General features: G+C 35.8%; 13 protein-coding genes. 8 read left to right on the top strand and 5 right to left on the bottom strand.

The window, feature by feature from the left end:
- The first annotated feature begins 16 nt into the window (after window positions 1–16).
- Both DRF61_RS06485 and DRF61_RS06480 read left to right on the top strand, forming a co-directional pair.
- The gene (locus DRF61_RS06485) at window positions 17–1,123 is read left to right on the top strand and encodes a sensor histidine kinase (RefSeq protein ID WP_228452671.1); all 1,107 of its coding nucleotides are present in this window, start codon (window positions 17–19) and stop codon (window positions 1,121–1,123) included.
- Window positions 1,123–1,821, top strand: coding sequence for a LytR/AlgR family response regulator transcription factor (locus DRF61_RS06480; protein ID WP_111955259.1), 699 nt, complete (start codon window positions 1,123–1,125; stop codon window positions 1,819–1,821). The genes DRF61_RS06485 and DRF61_RS06480 overlap by 1 nt, the downstream gene beginning before the upstream one ends.
- A 272-nt stretch (window positions 1,822–2,093) precedes the next feature.
- On the opposite strand, the gene DRF61_RS06475 is transcribed toward DRF61_RS06480, so the two are convergent.
- Together DRF61_RS06475 and DRF61_RS06470 are read right to left on the bottom strand one after the other, a co-directional pair.
- Complete coding sequence (locus DRF61_RS06475; RefSeq protein ID WP_111955257.1) at window positions 2,094–4,481, bottom strand: M1 family metallopeptidase; 2,388 nt, start codon at window positions 4,479–4,481, stop codon at window positions 2,094–2,096.
- Window positions 4,482–4,548: 67 nt separating this feature from the next.
- On the bottom strand, window positions 4,549–5,127 hold the full coding sequence (locus tag DRF61_RS06470; RefSeq protein WP_111955255.1) for a HupE/UreJ family protein: 579 nt from the start codon (window positions 5,125–5,127) through the stop codon (window positions 4,549–4,551).
- Between the two features lie 69 nt (window positions 5,128–5,196).
- Here DRF61_RS06470 and DRF61_RS06465 point away from each other — a divergent pair, with 69 nt between their 5' ends.
- Window positions 5,197–5,697, top strand: coding sequence for a DUF6702 family protein (locus DRF61_RS06465; protein WP_111955253.1), 501 nt, complete (start codon window positions 5,197–5,199; stop codon window positions 5,695–5,697).
- Window positions 5,698–6,236: 539 nt separating this feature from the next.
- Here the strand turns inward: DRF61_RS06465 and DRF61_RS06460 are convergent.
- Together DRF61_RS06460 and radA are read right to left on the bottom strand one after the other, a co-directional pair.
- Window positions 6,237–6,833: an acyl carrier protein phosphodiesterase gene (locus DRF61_RS06460; protein WP_111955251.1), complete on the bottom strand. Its 597-nt coding sequence runs from the start codon at window positions 6,831–6,833 to the stop codon at window positions 6,237–6,239.
- A 78-nt stretch (window positions 6,834–6,911) separates the two neighbouring features.
- A complete protein-coding gene (gene radA / locus DRF61_RS06455) occupies window positions 6,912–8,261 on the bottom strand; it encodes a DNA repair protein RadA (protein WP_111955249.1) in 1,350 nt (449 codons plus the stop codon).
- Window positions 8,262–8,316: 55 nt separating this feature from the next.
- On the opposite strand from radA, the gene DRF61_RS06450 reads away from it, so the two are divergent.
- From DRF61_RS06450 to yidC, 4 genes are all read left to right on the top strand, one after another.
- The gene (locus DRF61_RS06450) at window positions 8,317–8,727 is read left to right on the top strand and encodes a hypothetical protein (protein WP_111955247.1); all 411 of its coding nucleotides are present in this window, start codon (window positions 8,317–8,319) and stop codon (window positions 8,725–8,727) included.
- A gap of 61 nt (window positions 8,728–8,788) precedes the next feature.
- On the top strand, window positions 8,789–9,355 hold the full coding sequence (locus tag DRF61_RS06445; RefSeq protein ID WP_111955245.1) for a YceI family protein: 567 nt from the start codon (window positions 8,789–8,791) through the stop codon (window positions 9,353–9,355).
- A gap of 326 nt (window positions 9,356–9,681) precedes the next feature.
- Window positions 9,682–11,289 carry a CTP synthase gene (locus DRF61_RS06435; RefSeq protein ID WP_111955241.1) on the top strand — a complete coding sequence of 536 codons (1,608 nt, stop codon included), beginning with the start codon at window positions 9,682–9,684 and terminating at the stop codon, window positions 11,287–11,289.
- Window positions 11,290–11,468: 179 nt separating this feature from the next.
- Window positions 11,469–13,265 (top strand): membrane protein insertase YidC, encoded by a 1,797-nt coding sequence (gene yidC / locus DRF61_RS06430; protein WP_111955239.1) that lies wholly within the window; start codon window positions 11,469–11,471, stop codon window positions 13,263–13,265.
- Between the two features lie 60 nt (window positions 13,266–13,325).
- Here yidC and DRF61_RS06425 read toward each other — a convergent pair whose 3' ends face one another.
- Window positions 13,326–13,910, bottom strand: a complete 585-nt coding sequence (locus DRF61_RS06425) for a ribonuclease HII (protein ID WP_111955237.1) — start codon at window positions 13,908–13,910, stop codon at window positions 13,326–13,328.
- 506 nt (window positions 13,911–14,416) lie between these two features.
- Between DRF61_RS06425 and DRF61_RS06420 the strand changes: the two genes are divergently transcribed.
- Entirely contained in the window at window positions 14,417–17,446 is a 3,030-nt protein-coding gene (locus DRF61_RS06420; RefSeq protein ID WP_111955634.1) for a SusC/RagA family TonB-linked outer membrane protein, read from the top strand.
- Window positions 17,447–17,458 lie beyond the last annotated feature (12 nt).

Genomic DNA, 17,458 nt, shown 5'->3' with positions numbered 1-17,458 from the left:
AAATTGGGGTTTTTAGATGTTTTTAATTATCAATATTGTATTTATATTGTTGGTTTTCAGGGTTTTGTTTAATGCAAAGGTTTTGAAAAGACTGATGGAATATCATTGGGGGTTTTTACTGAAGTTTCAGCATATTTTTTTCCTTTTGATCTTCGTTATCATCACTTTTTTTACCGAAAACTACTTTTTGGATGTTCCGGAACTTATCTGGAGTGTTTTATCTGTGATTATTTTTAATGTCGGAATTTACAGTCTTGTCTATTTTTATCTGGTCCCGGAATTTTATCTTTCCAATAAATATCCTGAGTTCATTCTCTTTGCGCTGATCACTTTTCTTGTCTCCAGCCTTTTCAGAATTCTGCTGGAACCGGCGGTTTTTAATATGAGTTTTAATGAAAGCCTGTCCAATACCAAATTTTTATATAATGTCTATACGGCGCAGGGAATTGTCATACTTGTTGCCTCATTCCTGGGGATTACAAAAGATAAATTCCTCATTGAACAGGATTTTAAAGATCTTGGCGAAGAAAAAGACCAGCTGTATCTTGATCTTTTAAAATCTAAAATGAATCCCCACTTTTTGCTGAACACCCTCAATAATATTTATTCCAAAAGTTTCCAGCCCTCAGAAAATACCTCAGAATCTATATTACAGCTCAGTAAACTGCTTCAGTATATAATTTATGACACCAGTAAAGAGAAAATTTCCATGGCTCAGGAACTTTCATCGATCCGTTCTCTTGCAGGCTTGTATCAGCTAAAATATAATAATGTATTGAATATTGCTTTTACGATTGAAGATGAAGAAACCCTTGAATTGATTGATGTTCCGCCTTCCGTATGCCTTACTCTATTTGAGAATGCCCTGAAACATTCAGCGGTGGGAATAGAGGAGGGGAGCCATATTCATGTAAGCTATAAAATAAGGAATCAGGAACTTTTATTTGAGATCATAAATTCTATATCCAGGAAGAAGAATCTTGTCGGGAATATGAATGACAGCGGTTTGGGAAACGAAGCCGTTATCAATATTCTTGAAAAAAACTATGCAGGAAGATTTACTTTTATCTCCGAACCTGTGGAAAGCAACAACTATCAGACTATTTTAAAAATAAAATTGTAATGGCTAATCTGACGATCGTAAGTGTAGATGATGAATATCCGGCACTTCAGCTTATTCAAAAATATTGCGGACAAATGGAAGATGTAGATCTGCTGAAGTTTTTTCAGGATCCGGAAGAAGCATTGGAATATCTTAAGCAGAACAGGGTAGACCTGGTGATTCTGGATATCAATATGCCCTACATCAACGGAATTGAGCTTTTACATCAGTTACCTTATAAACCATTATGCATATTTCTCACTCTGGAAACGCAGTATGCAGTCAAAGCTTTTGAACTGGATGTTGTACATTATCTTGTAAAGCCTGTGGACTTTGAAACATTCCGGAAAGCGATTAACAAGGCAAAGGATTTTCTTCAGTTTAAAAACTCTGCGGAACAGCAGAAGAAGGAAGACTTTATCATGTTCAAATCCAATTATGTGATGCATAAAGTCCTTTTGGATGATGTACGGTGGGTACAGGGATTTGGAGAATATATCATCCTGATGACCCATCTTAAAAAGTATATGATCCTTGATCGGATGTCAAATTTTGAAGAGAAATTTCAGAACTTGGGATTTATTAGAATTCACAAATCTTATATTGTTCTTTCTTCCCATATCAGTTCGTATGATACGGCTCATGTGTATCTTAAAGATGGGGAGAAGCTTCCGCTTGGAAGGACCTATAAAAATTCTTTGAAAGCTTACCTGAACTAATTTTAACAACAGCTTCATCAATCAATTTAAAAAAATGATTCACCCTTTGCAAACTTGAATTGTCGGAATATAGATGAAACTTTGCGTTTAAAAAAGCTCGCAGATTAAGCAGATCTTTTTCTTTTTCGGAATTATATAATTCAATAGGAGAGGGCTTTAGCCCGCTTAACAATTTTGCGGAAAAATGGCTTTAGCCAAAATGATTAACCCGCTAAGTTTAATAAAAAAGGTTGCCTCAAATATGGACAACCTTTTATGTTTTATGTTTTATGTTATGATTTTTTTCCGGCCTGCATCGGATTTACCTTTCCGCTGGCACCTCCTCTTACCGGGCCTTCTCCCTGTTTCTGTTTAAACAGCTGGAATTTTGAAACCTGAGTATCTGTACCGTTACTGCTCCATACATTATTGGAAGTGTCAATATCCGCTGTTTCTCTCATCGGGTCAAGCTGTATCGACTTGATTTTTTTGTCAAAATAATAAGTCTTGGAAACCTTCTGTTCATTCTGTCTCCAGATCTGTGCAGATGATTTATCATATAGTTTTGTTCCGTCTTCAAAAGTGAATTCAAGGATAATTGGCATTACGAGTCCGCCTTTATTGACAAAGTCGATCTGGTAGCCGGTAAGATTTTTGAACTTCTCTTTATCCTTAGCATCCAGAGGAATACCTGCTTCCGTTTTTACGGTGTATTCTTTTTCAGTATCTAATTTTTCCTGACCTCTGTCATATCGGTAATAGAAATCCTGCAGCTCTTTATCTTTATCTACGTAGAACGTAATGTTTTTATCCTCTTTATTTCTGATTTTAGAAATATCTTCAAAAGTATTCTGAAGAGGTTTTTCCATCTTATATTTTGTTTCTTTAGCTTCTTTTGGAGGAGTATTAAGGTCCGGAACTGCTACAGTTACTTTATCAATAGCGATATCTACAGGATCTGTTCCGTAGAACCATCCCCTCCAGAACCAGTCGAGATCCTCACCGCTGGCATCTTCCATGGTACGGAAGAAGTCTGCAGGTTCAGGGTGTTTGAATGCCCATCTTTTTGCATAGGTTTTAAAAGCTTTATCGAATAATTCTCTTCCCATGATTGTCTCACGAAGAATATTTAATCCGGTAGCCGGTTTTGAGTATGCATTCGGGCCAAACTGAATAATATTTTCAGAATTACTCATGATTGGTTCCAGTTGATCTTTAGGAAGCTTCATATAATCGGTAATCGTCCAGGCCGGGCCTCTTTTGGATGGGAATTTATTGTCCCATTTTTCTTCTGTAAGGTATTCTGTGAAGGTGTTCAATCCCTCATCCATCCAGCTCCACTGTCTTTCATCAGAATTGATGATCATGGGGAAAAAATTGTGACCAACCTCGTGAATCACAACTCCGATCATTCCATTTTTGGTCCCTTCGGAATAGGTCCCGTCTTTTTCCGTTCTGCCAAAATTGAAGCAGATCATAGGATATTCCATTCCGTTGGCTGCCTCTACAGACTGCGCTACAGGATATGGATAAGGAATCGTGAATTCTGAATAGGTTTTGATGGTATGGGCAACTGCTTTTGTTGAATATTTTCTGTAAAGTCCATAAGCTTCTTTTGGATAGAAACTCATTGCCATTACTTTGTTGTTGTTTTCTGGAATGGTAACACGCATTCCGTCCCAGACAAATTTTCTGGATGAGGTCCATGCGAAATCTCTTACATCACTGGCTTCAAAGCTCCATGTTTTTCTCTGTTTAGAATGATTTTTTTCAGCTTTTTTCGCCTCGTCTAATGTTACTATTTCTATAGGTTCAGCAGCATTTTCAGCCTTTCGGTATCTTGCCATCTGATCCGAAGTTAAAACCTGCTCATAATTTTTACATTCTCCGGTTCCGCCCACAATATGGTCTGCGGGTACATTCATTGAAACTTTAAAATTTCCGAATACCAATGCAAATTCACCACGCCCTGTGAATTGGTGATTCTGCCATCCGTGAAAATCACTGTATACGCACATTCTCGGATACCATTGTGTCATGGTGTACAGATCATTTCCGTCTTCAGCAAAATTTTCATAGCCGCCACGACCGCCCATCTTAATCCTGTTGGGGATGTTATAATTCCAGTCTATTTTGAAAACCAGTTTTTCTCCTTTTTTCAATACTTTTGGCAAATCAATGCGCATCATTGTCTTATTCACCGTATATTTTAGGGGATTTCCTGAGGCATCCGTCACCTTCTCAAGGTTCACGCCATAGCCGTTGTCCTTTTCAGGCAGATCGGTGACTTTCAGCTGCTGATCGTTAGAAGAAGCCGGAAGAGTAGAAGGGAAAGCAAAACCGGCATTTTTTACAGTAGACTGTTCGTTTTCATCCAGCTGAAGCCAGATATAATCCAGATCATCCGGGGAATTGTTATGATAAGTAATAGTTTCTGAACCTTTCAGATTTCTTTTATCTTCATCAAGGTAGGCTGTAATATCATAGTCAGCCCTGTTCTGCCAGTATCCCTGGCCGGGAGCCCCGGAAGCCGTTCTGTAAATATTAGGAGTGGGAAGAATAGTCCCGAGCTGCTCGAATCTGTTTCCGTGGTTACTTCCAGGATTATTCTGAATGTTTTGTGCGGTGAAGCCTGTATATGCGAATACAGAAAATGAAAGTAGGGCTGCTTTTAATTTCATTACCGGATTGATTTAATAGTTATCAAAGATAATAATAAGTCGTTGAAAAATTAAAAATGTTTCAAAGTTAAAAAGGAATTCTTTCTAAAGTCATTTTTAAAGCCAATGCGAATACTCCGGAAGATACGAACAGGACCCAGTCTTTTTTGTTAACCTTAAAAATGCTCAGCAAAATAAATAAAAGGATAAGAATCCCTAAAACAATAACGATCTGACCCAATTCCAGCCCGATATTAAAGCCTAATAACGGTATGGCGATACTCTGGCTTTTGGCGATCATCACTCTTGCCGTATTTGCAAACCCCATTCCATGGATAAGCCCAAAGATGGCTGCCAGATAATAATTGGTCCGCATCAGGGTCTGCTTTTTGTTTTTCATCAGAATATTATCCAGAGAGGTAAGGACAATTGTGAGCGGAATTAAGAATTCTACCCAGGCAGAGGGAACTCTGAAAATATCGAGAATACTCAATGCCAATGTGATAGAATGTCCTATTGTAAAAGCAGTCACAAGGATCAGTATTTTTTTCCAGTCACTGTAAGAATATACGGCAATCAGAGCGAGGACAAATAATTGATGGTCCAACGCATCCAGAGAAATAATATGTTCCCAGCCAAGGTTTAAATAGAAGAGAAAATCCTGCATCATAACGTAAAAATATAATGCGTACGAAAATAATGATTAATTTCGAACAAATTTTAAAGGTCAGGGCATATGAAGAATTTATGGCTGTTTTTATTACCGGTATTTTTTTTATTCTCTTTTTCAAAGGTGAAGCATCCTTATCATGTAGGTTCTGTTGAAATTAATTATAATTCCAAATCCAAATCTTTTGAGATCACAGGCCGTTTTTTTCTTGATGATCTGGAAAACGCATTAGGCAAAAAATATGGAAACTCTTTCCATTTTAATGACGAAAAATATAAAGCCAGGCTTAATGAAGCTCTGGAAAAATATTGTGCAGAATATTTCAAATTAAAAGCTGACGGAAAGTTTTTAAGAATAAATTACGTAGGATATGAAGAAGATAGTGAATCTGTGAATGTTTTTCTTGAGTCGGAAACCCTTAATACGCCTAAAAAAGTGGAGTCGGCGGTCAGTTTTCTGTACAATCTTTTTGATGATCAGATTAATATTGTTCACATGATTGTGAATGGTGAGAGAAAAAGTGAAAAGCTTACCTATCCCAACCGATATTTATACAGGCAGTTTTAATTGGCAACTTTTCCTTTGTCTATTATAAATTTAAACAAGTATTAAATCACTAATTATTGATTAATAGTCTTGATTGGTCTCTATGTTTAAATTATTTGCAATGACTATTTTTCAATAAATTTAATATTTAGTTATTAATTATTTAAAATTAGGTATTATTTATTAATTAATGCCTATTATATTTTGTTTTTTGCTTTAAAAAAATTATATTTGTGTGTAGTTGTTTTTTTTAATTAATCATTTCTTAAAAAGAAATTTTCACTGAAATCATCATTTATAAATGAAATAAAAAGCCATAAGCTGATTGGAAATAAGTGGAAACCTTAATAACGAAACAGATGCTCTAATTTGTACCCTAAGAAGTCTTTGTTGATCAGTTAGGGATTAATAAAAGCGAAAGTCAAAAAATGAAGGTGCTAAATAACAGTTTTTATACTACGATTAATGCAATGTGAAAATTTCCCATTATCACATTAAGGCAGCAGATTCTAACAACACAAATTGTTAAAAAAAGCACTTACGTTCCCTGTAAGTGTTTTTTATTTATGATCCATTTGAATCATTGCATTGATTCCTTTGGCGTGATCAAGAAGATCAGGAAAAAAATTGTTATAACATTCCTGAAGGAAAGGTTTATTTTCCAGGAATGCTTCGAAAACGGGAATGTCAGGATTCAGGTATTTTGCTTTATTGAGAACATTACGCATGCTGAACTTAATGCCCCAATCTTCACGGTAATTATACAGCCAGTCATCTTTTTCCATTTTAGCCAACATGAGTTTGAAGTTTTCGGGAAGCCATTCTTCATGTTCATTAAGAACTCTATATACCCGTAAGGAATGTGCCTTCCATTCAGCTAAAGAATTCAGGGAAAGATCAGTGGCTACAAAATAATCCATGGCAACATCTACAAAAGCACCTGCATACAATCTGACCAAAGGAGAGAAAACCTTTTTAGCTTCATGGATAGCGGGATGGGAATCTGTAAATGTATCTACGGCCCTGTGTATCGTAATTCCATCCTGAATGTCCTTTGGAAAGGAATAGCGGTCTTTGTTCCGGATAAAATCTTCAAGAAACTGTCCTACAATCTGTCCGTCAGAAAAGGTGAGAAAGGAATGAGCAAGATAATTCATAGATTAAAGATAGAGATTAAATATGAATGGTGAATAATTAATCCGCTTTGCTATATCAGTTAATGAACCTACAATATTTTAAAAGATTCTCTCGTGGAAATCTTCAATTTTGCTCACTTCCTCAATTTTAATTCCAAATTTTCTTTTCGGTATTTTATTAAGATTCGATACAAATATTTTTTCGTAACCTAATTTTTCAGCTTCTGTAATTCTCTGTTCCACCTGTGCTATTGGCCGGATCTCACCACTTAATCCGATCTCGCCTGCAAAACAGTAATGCTCGGAAATGGCAATATCTTCGTTGGACGACAGGATGGAGGCTACCACGGCAAGATCTAATGCCGGATCATCTGTTTTTATTCCTCCGGTAATATTTAAAAAGACATCCTTAGCCCCAAGCTGGAATCCTGCACGCTTTTCCAGAACAGCCAGAAGCATATTCAGTCTTTTTGCGTCAAATCCGGTAGAGCTTCTCTGTGGGGTCCCGTAAACAGCAGTACTCACTAATGCCTGGATCTCCAGAAGCATAGGCCGGTTTCCTTCCAGAGTTACTGCCACGGAATTGCCGGAAAGCTCTTCAAATTTCTTGGTAATAAGGATCTCAGAAGGATTTCTGATTTCTTTTAAACCCTGTGAAACCATTTCATAGATACCAATTTCAGAAGTAGACCCAAAACGGTTTTTATTGGCTCTTAACAGTCTGAAAAGATGATTTCTGTCTCCATCGAAGTTTAAAACCACATCTACCATATGTTCCAGCACTTTTGGCCCGGCTATCTGGCCGTCTTTTGTAATATGGCCTACCAAGAATACGGGGGTATTGTTCTCTTTTGCAAATTTTATAATTTCATTCGAACACTCCCTGATCTGGGAAACGGTTCCGGGTGAACTTTCGATCAACTGAGATTGTAAGGTCTGGATAGAATCAATGATTATGAAATCCGGTTCCAGCTTTTTGGCTTCGTGGAGAATCTTTTCCAGTGAAGTTTCCGTAAAAAGGAAACAGTTCGGATTCTGAACATCTGTCAGCCTGTCTGCCCTCATCTTGATCTGTGAAGCACTTTCCTCTCCGGAAACATAAAAGATTTTTTTCTTCATCTTTAAAGCAAGCTGAAGCAGAAGTGTAGATTTTCCGATTCCGGGCTCTCCTCCGATCAGTGTGACAGAACCCAGCACAATACCTCCGCCCAGAACACGGTTTAGTTCCTCAGAAGGTGTTTTTATTCTCGGTTCTTCACTGGTCTCAACTTCAATAATGTTGATGACGTGCTGTTTTGATTTTGAAAACGGAGGAGTTTTGGATGAGGTTTTTTCTACGACTTCCTCCACAAGGGTATTCCATTCTCCACAGTTTTTGCACTGTCCCATCCATTGGGAATATTGGGTTCCGCAGTTTTGACAGAAATATGCTGTTTTCAGTTTTGCCATACTGCGAAGTTAAAAAAAATGAATGTCCTTTCAGAATTTTAATTAATTTCCAAACATGAAAAATATTTTAATGAGAAGTTTGGTCATATTTATTGTGATGAGTTTTCTTAATGCCCAATTCAGCGAATGGACATTATGTTTTTTAAAAGAAAAATCAGACGGAATTGCCCTGGTGCCAATTGGGGTTTTAGTGGAATGCATTATTGTAACAATTGTCAGTTTTATTACGATATTAATCTTCAGAAAGAATTATAGTTCAGTTTTAAAAATTGCGGTTTTATTTGAAATCATTTATTTAATAACATTAATTATTTCTGGAACGAACCCCCTTGCTTATTTTTCAAATAAAACAGATGCCGGACTTCTTGCTTTATTCCTTTATGTTAATTCACTCGTTGTATTTCTGATCATATTTGTCTTCAACTTGTTATATTCTAAAATAATTTCATCTAAAATTAAAAACTAACCTACATCAAGAACAAGATAATCAATATGTGTTATCTTTACTCAACTAAAATTAAGTTATTATGAAAAAAGTATTTTTATCTTTCGTTTTCACACTGTTAAGCGTTCTGGGTTTCGCACAAACTGAATGGGCAGTAGATCCTATGCATTCTTCGGTAAACTTTAATATCAAGCATATGGGGATTAGCTTTGTACAGGGACGTTTCGATTCTTTTAAAGGAAGAGTAACGACTGAAGGCACTAATTTAGATAATGCCGTTTTCGATTTTGGAGTAGAGGTGAGCTCTATTAACACAGGAGTAGAAATGAGAGACAGACATCTTAAAAGCGCTGATTTTTTTGATGTGGAAAAATACCCGGCAATAAGCTTTCACAGTACCTCTATTACCAAGGATAAAAATTCATACATCCTGAAAGGAACCCTGAAAATTAAAGAGACTGTAAAGGAAATAAGTGTTCCGGTAACATTCGGAGGAGTCACCAAAAACCAGCAGGGAAAAGAGGTAATGGGTTTTCAGACAAAATTCACAGTTAACCGCTTAGACTATGGAATTAAATACGATCCCACCGGTGCAGGAGTAGCTAAAGATGTGGAAGTAAGTCTATATTTTGAGTTGATAAAACAATAATTTTGTAAATAATTAAATTCAAAAGGTTTTTCAAGTGATTGAGAAGCCTTTTTTATGGTCATTAATTTTTCCCGTTGGTCAACATCCTATCAGATTAAAAAGATATTCTTATGCAAAAGGTAATACGGGTGGCAGCTGTTGGAATTTCGGTTTTAATTTGTATACCGAAATCATGATGGTTATCGCATTTTGTCATTGCATTTATGAAAATATGGATGAAATTTTTAATCAGAATTTATAAATGATACAGGAGGTTTTTCGGTTTTCAAAATTTAAAAAATTGCTTTGTATCTCTTTTTCCCATAACTTTGCACAAACCTAATCTAATGAGTAAAAAGAATACAAAGTACATCTTTGTGACAGGAGGTGTAACTTCATCTTTGGGAAAAGGAATCGTGTCTGCTTCTCTGGGACTTTTGTTAAAATCACGCGGTTTTAGCGTAACGATCCAAAAACTGGATCCTTATATCAACATCGACCCCGGAACACTGAATCCATATGAACACGGAGAATGCTATGTAACCGAAGATGGTGCAGAAACGGATCTGGATTTAGGTCACTACGAGCGTTATTTGGATGCTCCTACCTCCCAAAACAACAATGTTACTACCGGGAAAATCTACCAAACAGTTATTGAAAAAGAAAGAAAAGGAGATTTCTTGGGAAAAACGGTTCAGGTAATTCCTCATATCACCAACGAGATCAAAAGAAGAATTAAAATGCTTTCCAAGCAGAACTACGATATCATCATTACTGAGATCGGAGGAACGGTAGGAGATATTGAATCTCTTCCATACATTGAAACTGTACGTCAGCTGAAATGGGAGCTTGGTGAGAAGAATTCTATGGTGATCCACCTTACCCTGTTGCCTTATCTGGCTTCAAGCGGTGAATTGAAAACAAAACCTTCACAGCATTCCGTTCGTCAATTGATGGAAAGCGGAATTATGGCAGATGTCTTGGTTTGTAGAACAGAACATAATATTCCAAAAGATCAGAGAGCGAAATTAGCTCAATTCTGTAATGTGTCTCTGGATAATGTTATTGAATGTAAAGATCTTGAAACGATCTATGAAGTTCCAATGTATCTTCAGAAACAAAATTTTGATGATGTCGTTTTAAAAGAATTGGATCTGAAAAATGATAAAGAAGCTGATCTGAAAGATTGGAAAACTTTCCTTAAAAAATTCAAAAACCCTAAAAGAACTGTAGAAATTGCCTTGGTAGGAAAATATATTTCTCTGCAGGATTCTTATATTTCTATTGCTGAAGCTTTCAAACATGCAGGGGCAAGTCTTGAAACTGAAGTGAAAGTAAGATGGGTATACAGTGGAGATATCACTGCTGAAAATATTAAAGAGACTTTAAATGGGGTAGACGGAATCCTTATTGCTCCAGGTTTTGGCGATAGAGGAATCGAAGGAAAAGTGCTTACAGCTCAATATGCAAGAGAAAATAAAGTTCCGATGCTGGGAATTTGTCTAGGAATGCAGATCATGACAATTGAATTTGCAAGAAATGTTCTTGGACACACCAAGTCGAATTCAATGGAATTTGACACCTCTACACCGGATCCTGTAATTTCTATCATGGAAGAACAGAAAAATATCGTAGACAAAGGAGGCACAATGCGCCTTGGAGCTTGGAAATGTTCATTGAAAAACGGTTCCAAACTATACGATATCTACGGAACTAAAAATATTACAGAAAGACACCGTCACCGTTATGAATTTAACAGTGATTATCTTCAGGAATTTGAAAAGAACGGGTTCCTGGCAACAGGTACCAATCCGGAAACAGGTCTGGTAGAGGCTCTTGAGCTTCCTGACCATCCGTTCTATGTAGGAGTGCAGTACCACCCTGAATACAAAAGTACAGTAGCAACGCCGCACCCTCTATTCAGAGCCTTTGTCAAGGCTTGCGAAAAGAAATAAGGTAATTATTTACTATAAACGTCTTAAAATAAACTCAGGCTGATTATTCTCAGCTTGAGTTTATTATATAGTAACATGGTAATGCATAGAGTTTTGATAAAAAAACAGTATTTTTGTCAGCTCAAAAAGCAGCATATTGTGATGCTTGATTAAATTTAAAATTTTAATATAAAAATAAAATGCAAGAAAACAAAGGAATCGATAAAAGTCAAATGATCAGTTTTGCGGTTTTATGTTTGGTTCTTTTCGGATTCATGTTCTATTTCCAGAACAAACAGTCGAAAGAAGAGCAGTTAAAAGCTCAGGAACAGAAAGTTGAGCAGGTAAAAAATGCTGTAAAACAGACTCAGGCAAGCAATATCAATCCAAATGTAACTCCTGGTGCCATCCAGACGGCCAGTTTGAACAACAAAGAACTGAACGTGGAATTCTCAAGCTTAGGAGGACAGGTTTCTAAAGTGCAGCTTTCGGAATATAAAGCATATGACCATAAAACAGATAAGGCGGATCTTCCTCTTTACCTGATCGACAAAAAGAATTCGAACTACGGTTTTCAGTTTAAAGATAAAACAGGAAAAGTAATCAATACTAAAGATTTGGTTTTTACACCTGCTGTTAATGGAAATACCGTAACAATGACGGCTAATTACAACAGTGCTGTTATTCAGTTTGTTTACACATTACTTCCAAAATATACACTTGATTTTAAAGTAAGAACGAAAGGGCTTGCTGCTATTACTGCTGATAACAAAGCAGATTTTATCTGGGACTACAGTGTAAGAAACCTGGAGAAGGGTAGAGCACAGGAACAGTCTCACTCAGAATTCTCATATGCCTTCAATAATTATAAAGATTATGATTATGATGGAAGAACAACAATGGAGGAAGAAAAAGAAACTCTTAACTGGATTGGTGTAAAACAGCAGTTCTTCTCCTCTGTAATTGAATCCAAAAGCGGTTTCACACAAAGTAAAGGAAATCAGGAAGCTATTGAAGAAGGCGAATACCTGAAGAAACTTAATTTTGAAGGATTCGTACAGATGACAGGAAGCGAGCTTAATCAGGATTTTACCTGGTATTTTATGCCGCTTGATTTACCTTTGTTAAAATCATATGATAAAAACTTTGATGAAATATTACCATTAGGATGGTCTTTAATCGGTTGGATGAACCGTGGGTTCTTTATGCCAATGTATAATTTTATTGCCAGTTGGGGACTTACAGCAGGTTGGGTGATCTTCTTAATGACAATTATTGTAAAGCTGATCTTATCGCCGATTATGTATAAGCAGCATAAGTTAAGTGCGATGATGAAAGTGATTCGTCCTGAAATTGACGAAGTAAATGCCAAGCTGAAAGATGCAGATCCAATGAAAAAGCAGCAGGCAACTATGGAAATCTACCGAAAGGCAGGAGTAAACCAGATGGCAGGGTGTCTTCCGGCTCTGGTACAGATTCCGATCTTCTACGCCTTATTCCGTTTCTTCCCGAACTTTATAGATCTTAGAGGAAAAGGGTTCTGGTTTGCAAAAGATTTAACGGCTTATGATGATTTGATTAAACTTCCATTTAAGATTCCTTTCTTAGGAGATCATTTAAGTGTTTTTGCACTAGCGTGTACCATTGTGATCTTAATCTACACAGTAATGACTTCAGGAAATATGCAGCAGCCTCAACAGGAAGGGATGCCGAACATGAAAGTGTTGATGTATATTTTCCCTATTACATTCCTTTTCTTCTTGAATACGTCAGCATCAGGTCTTTCATGGTATTATTTTGTATCCAATGCGATCAATATTTTGATTATTCTTGTTATTAAATACTGGATACTGGATGAAAAGAAAATTCATGCGCAGATACAGGCAAATAAAGAAAAGCCAAAATCTGAAGGTAAATTCCAGAAGAAAATGAGAGAAATGATGGAGAAAGCTCAGGATCAACAAAAAATTCAGGAGCAGCAGAAAAAAAAGAAATAAAATAACAGTATATTATAAAAAAGAGAAGCAAATTTTGCTTCTCTTTTTGTTATGTCCTATTTAATCATATTCTAATCTGAATGATCTTCGGTGGTGTTTTGTCGGACCATATTTTATTAAAGCCTGCTGATGAGCTTTGGTGGCATATCCAAAATTGGTGTTCCAGTTATATTGTGGAAATTCTTCATGAAGTTCAATCATCAATCGATCCCTGTAGTTTTTGGCAAGAATAGAAGCTGCTGCAATAGATAAAACCTTTGCATCTCCTTGTATGATGCACTGATGAGGAATGTAATTATAAGGATGGAATTTATTTCCGTCTACTAAAATCAGCTCCGGAATTATTGTTAATTGATCTAATGCACGATGCATAGCATGAATGCTCGCATTAAGAATATTGTGTTCATCAATAAAAGAAGGAGGCAGTTCTGCAATGGCGTAATTTTTTACATTATCTTTTATATAACTATCCAGTTCCATCCTCGTCTTAAATGTCAGCTTCTTTGAATCATTAACTAAATTTGGCTTAAAGCTATCATCCAGAATAACGGCTGCCGCAACTACCGGACCGCTTAAGCATCCTCTTCCCACTTCATCACATCCAGCCTCGATGTAGAGATCCGTCCATTTTTGTAATAAGCCCATACGTTTTTACCATATCATAAAGTGGTGTAAAATTAGTAAAATATATTGTAGTCTTAATCAATGAATATTTAGAACCTATTTATAATATATTGGTTAAAATCTCATAACAACTTTTATCGCTTGTGATTGTGTTTTATTTAAAAGTAGCGCTTTAATCCCTGTTTAAATAGATAAAATATTTATATGCAATACATTGTATTATAAATGAAGTAAGTAATTATTTATCATTATAATGTGATTAATTCATTTGATAATCAGGTTGTTATCATGATATTTTGTTAATGTTTCCTATAGAAATTATCAATTAAAATGATTTGCCTTTTTCTGAAAAAAGATATTGTTTAAATAGTTTGTTATTGTTAATTGTTTTGTTTTTAACTTAATTTAGTAATTTTTATCATATTTTTTTTAAAAATAAATGAATAATTGATATTTTTTTAAGATTTTATTTTGTGTTTTTAAGAAAGTTTTACAAATTTGTAGATGATACAAAATTAAAATTTGATATGAAGAAACTAACGACAAGTCTGCTTGTTTTGGTATTGTCTTCATCTGTTGCCATTGCTAACGCTCAACAGAAGAATGATACTGTAAAAACAAAAGAAATCGAGGGAGTAGTAGTAACTGCACTCGGAATTAAGAGAGAGAAAAGATCTCTCGGTTATGCTACCCAGGAAGTAAAGGGAGAGGCTGTTAATAAAAATCCTACTACTAACTTCTTAAATAACCTATCCGGTAAAGTAGCGGGTTTAGAAATTAAACAAAGTACAAACTTTGGAGGATCTATCAATGTAGTTACAAGAGGATATAAATCTCTATTAGGAGATAACCAGGCGCTTTTTGTAGTAGATGGTGTTCCTATTATGAATAAAAATATCAATACGGCCAACCAAGCCACTGGTGGTGGTGGTTATGACTATGGAAGTTCAGTATCAGATATCAACCCCAATGATATAGAGACTATCAACGTTCTTAAAGGTGCGGCAGCAACTGCATTATATGGTTCGAGAGCACAGAATGGTGCCATCATTATTACTACAAAAAGAGGAAAGAAGAATAAAGAAGGTATTGGGATGGAATTCTCTACTTCTATTACTATGTCTACTATAGATAAATCTACTTTCCCGGAATATCAGACTCAATATGGACAAGGGTATACAGGGAGAAGCTTTAGTAGTGCATTGTATCAAGGAAGCCCAAGGGTATCTTTTGGTAATGATGCTTCTTACGGTTCGCCTTATGATGGATCAATGGTATGGCAGTATGGTGCATTTATTCCGGGTTCTCCAACTGAAGGGCAAAGAACACCTTGGCAAATGGCGAAAAATGGTCCGATTAAATTCTTTAATACAGGAACAAATTACGTAAATAGTTTATCTTTCAATGGAGGAAATGATCAGGCAACTTATCGATTAAGTTATACAAACACTGATGCTTCTGATATAATGCCAAACAGTTCATTGATTAAAAATAACTTCAGTGGAAATGCATCATATAAATTGACAGATAAGTTGACTGCTAACTTATATGCCAATTATATTACTCAAAAAACTGTTGGTCGAAATACGACCGGTTATAATGATAATATTATGACCAATTTCAGACAATGGTGGGCTACAAACACTGATGTTAAAGATTTGCAGTATCTCTATGATGCGTATAAAAAGAATTATACATGGAATATGAGGAGTATGACAGATCTGACACCGGCATTCTGGGATAATCCTTATTTTCAGCGATATGAAAACTATCAGAATGACTCAAGAGACAGATTTGCAGGAAACTTCAGTTTAAGTTATGATGTAACAAAAGATATTAACCTATTAGTAAGAATGGGAAGAGATGGTTACACAATGATTACCGAGGACAGAAAAGCTGTAGGGTCATATACAGGGAATTCCTTTGGGCTAAATGGAGGGGTTAATCAGCCTTCAGGTTATGCTACGAGTCAATATAAGTTTTCCGAAACCAATTATGATTTCATAGGAACATATAAAAAGAATATTACTGATGATTTTAACTTCAATGTTCTATTAGGAGGTAACGTTAATGTACAAAAAACGTATTCTAATCAGCAATCTACATCAGGAGGTCTTTATATTCCTGGAATTTATACAATAGCGAATTCAAATTCTGCGCCAGTTAGACCTATAATTTCAGACTTATCAAAATATGTTTATGGCGTATTTGGTCAAATATCACTGGGGTATAAAAACACATATTACTTAGAAGGTACTTACAGAAGAGATCAGTCTACTGCTCTTCCTGAAAATGATGCTGTTTACTGGTATCCTTCATTATCTGCCAGTGTTGTATTTTCAAACCTAATAAAAGCAAACTGGTTGAATTTTGGTAAGATACGTGCAGCCTATGCAGAAGTGGGATCAGATACTGGAGCAGACCAGTTATTGAATAGATATTTCTCACAGCCTTCTTATGGAGACATTCCAATCTATGCTTACAACACAACTCTTAGAAATTTTGAACTTAAATCTCAAGGGCTTAAAAACATAGAATTCGGTATTGAAACAAAAATGTTTAATAATCGTTTAGGTTTTGATGTTGCTTGGTTCCAGAATAAAGCATTTGATCAGATATTACCGTTGCCAGTTTCTTTTGCTAACGGAGCGCTGGCTAAGACCCAAAATGCAGGAGAACTTACAACAAAAGGTTTTGAAGTATCCATTAATGCAACACCTATTAAAACAACTAATTTCTCTTGGGATTTAAGTTTAAACTGGTCTAATCCTTGGACAAAAGTAACGGCACTTGCTGAAGGTATTGAAAATATTACAATGGGTAGAGCCCAGGGTGGGGTTAGTATTAATGCCCCTCTTAATGGAGATTATGGTTCAATATGGACATCTGACTATGTTTATGATTCAAATGGACAGCGTATTGTTGGAGAAAATGGGGCTTATTTAGTAACAGACACTCCTACATATAACCAAGGAAGTTTCCAGGCTGACTGGACGGCTGGTATGAATAATACATTGAATTACAAGAACTTGTCATTAAGCTTCTTAATTGATTGGAGAAAAGGAGGGAAAATATATTCATTAGATCAATTTTATGGATATGGAACAGGGATCTATCCGGATTCAGTAGGATTTAATGATCTAGGAAATCCAATCAGAAATACGCTAGCCAATGGTGGAGGGGTAATTCTTCCGGGAGTAATGGAGAACCCTAATAGTCCAGGAACTTATATTCCGAATACAATCAGATTGGATAAATCACAATCAAGCCAAGTGCTTGGAACAGACCTTCCTGGAGCAGCTTATGTATATGATGCAAGTTTCATAAAACTAAGAGAGGTAGCAATAACTTATAGATTTAATAAAGAATTCTTTAATTCTAAATTTATACAGGGCATGTCGGTAAGTTTAATAGGAAATAACTTATGGATTATGCATAAAAATTTACCTTATTCTGATCCGGAAGCAGGGCTTTCCTCTGGAAATATTCAAGGATACCAATCTGGACCAATGCCAGCTACTAGAAACATTTCATTTAATGTAAAAATTAATTTCTAAAGAACATGAAAA

It is taken from the genome of Chryseobacterium lathyri (genome assembly GCF_003290185.1).
Taxonomy (GTDB): Bacteria; Bacteroidota; Bacteroidia; order Flavobacteriales; family Weeksellaceae; genus Chryseobacterium; species Chryseobacterium lathyri.
Note: the sequence above shows the minus strand (reverse complement) of the source record. Positions and strands in the feature narration are given on the sequence as shown.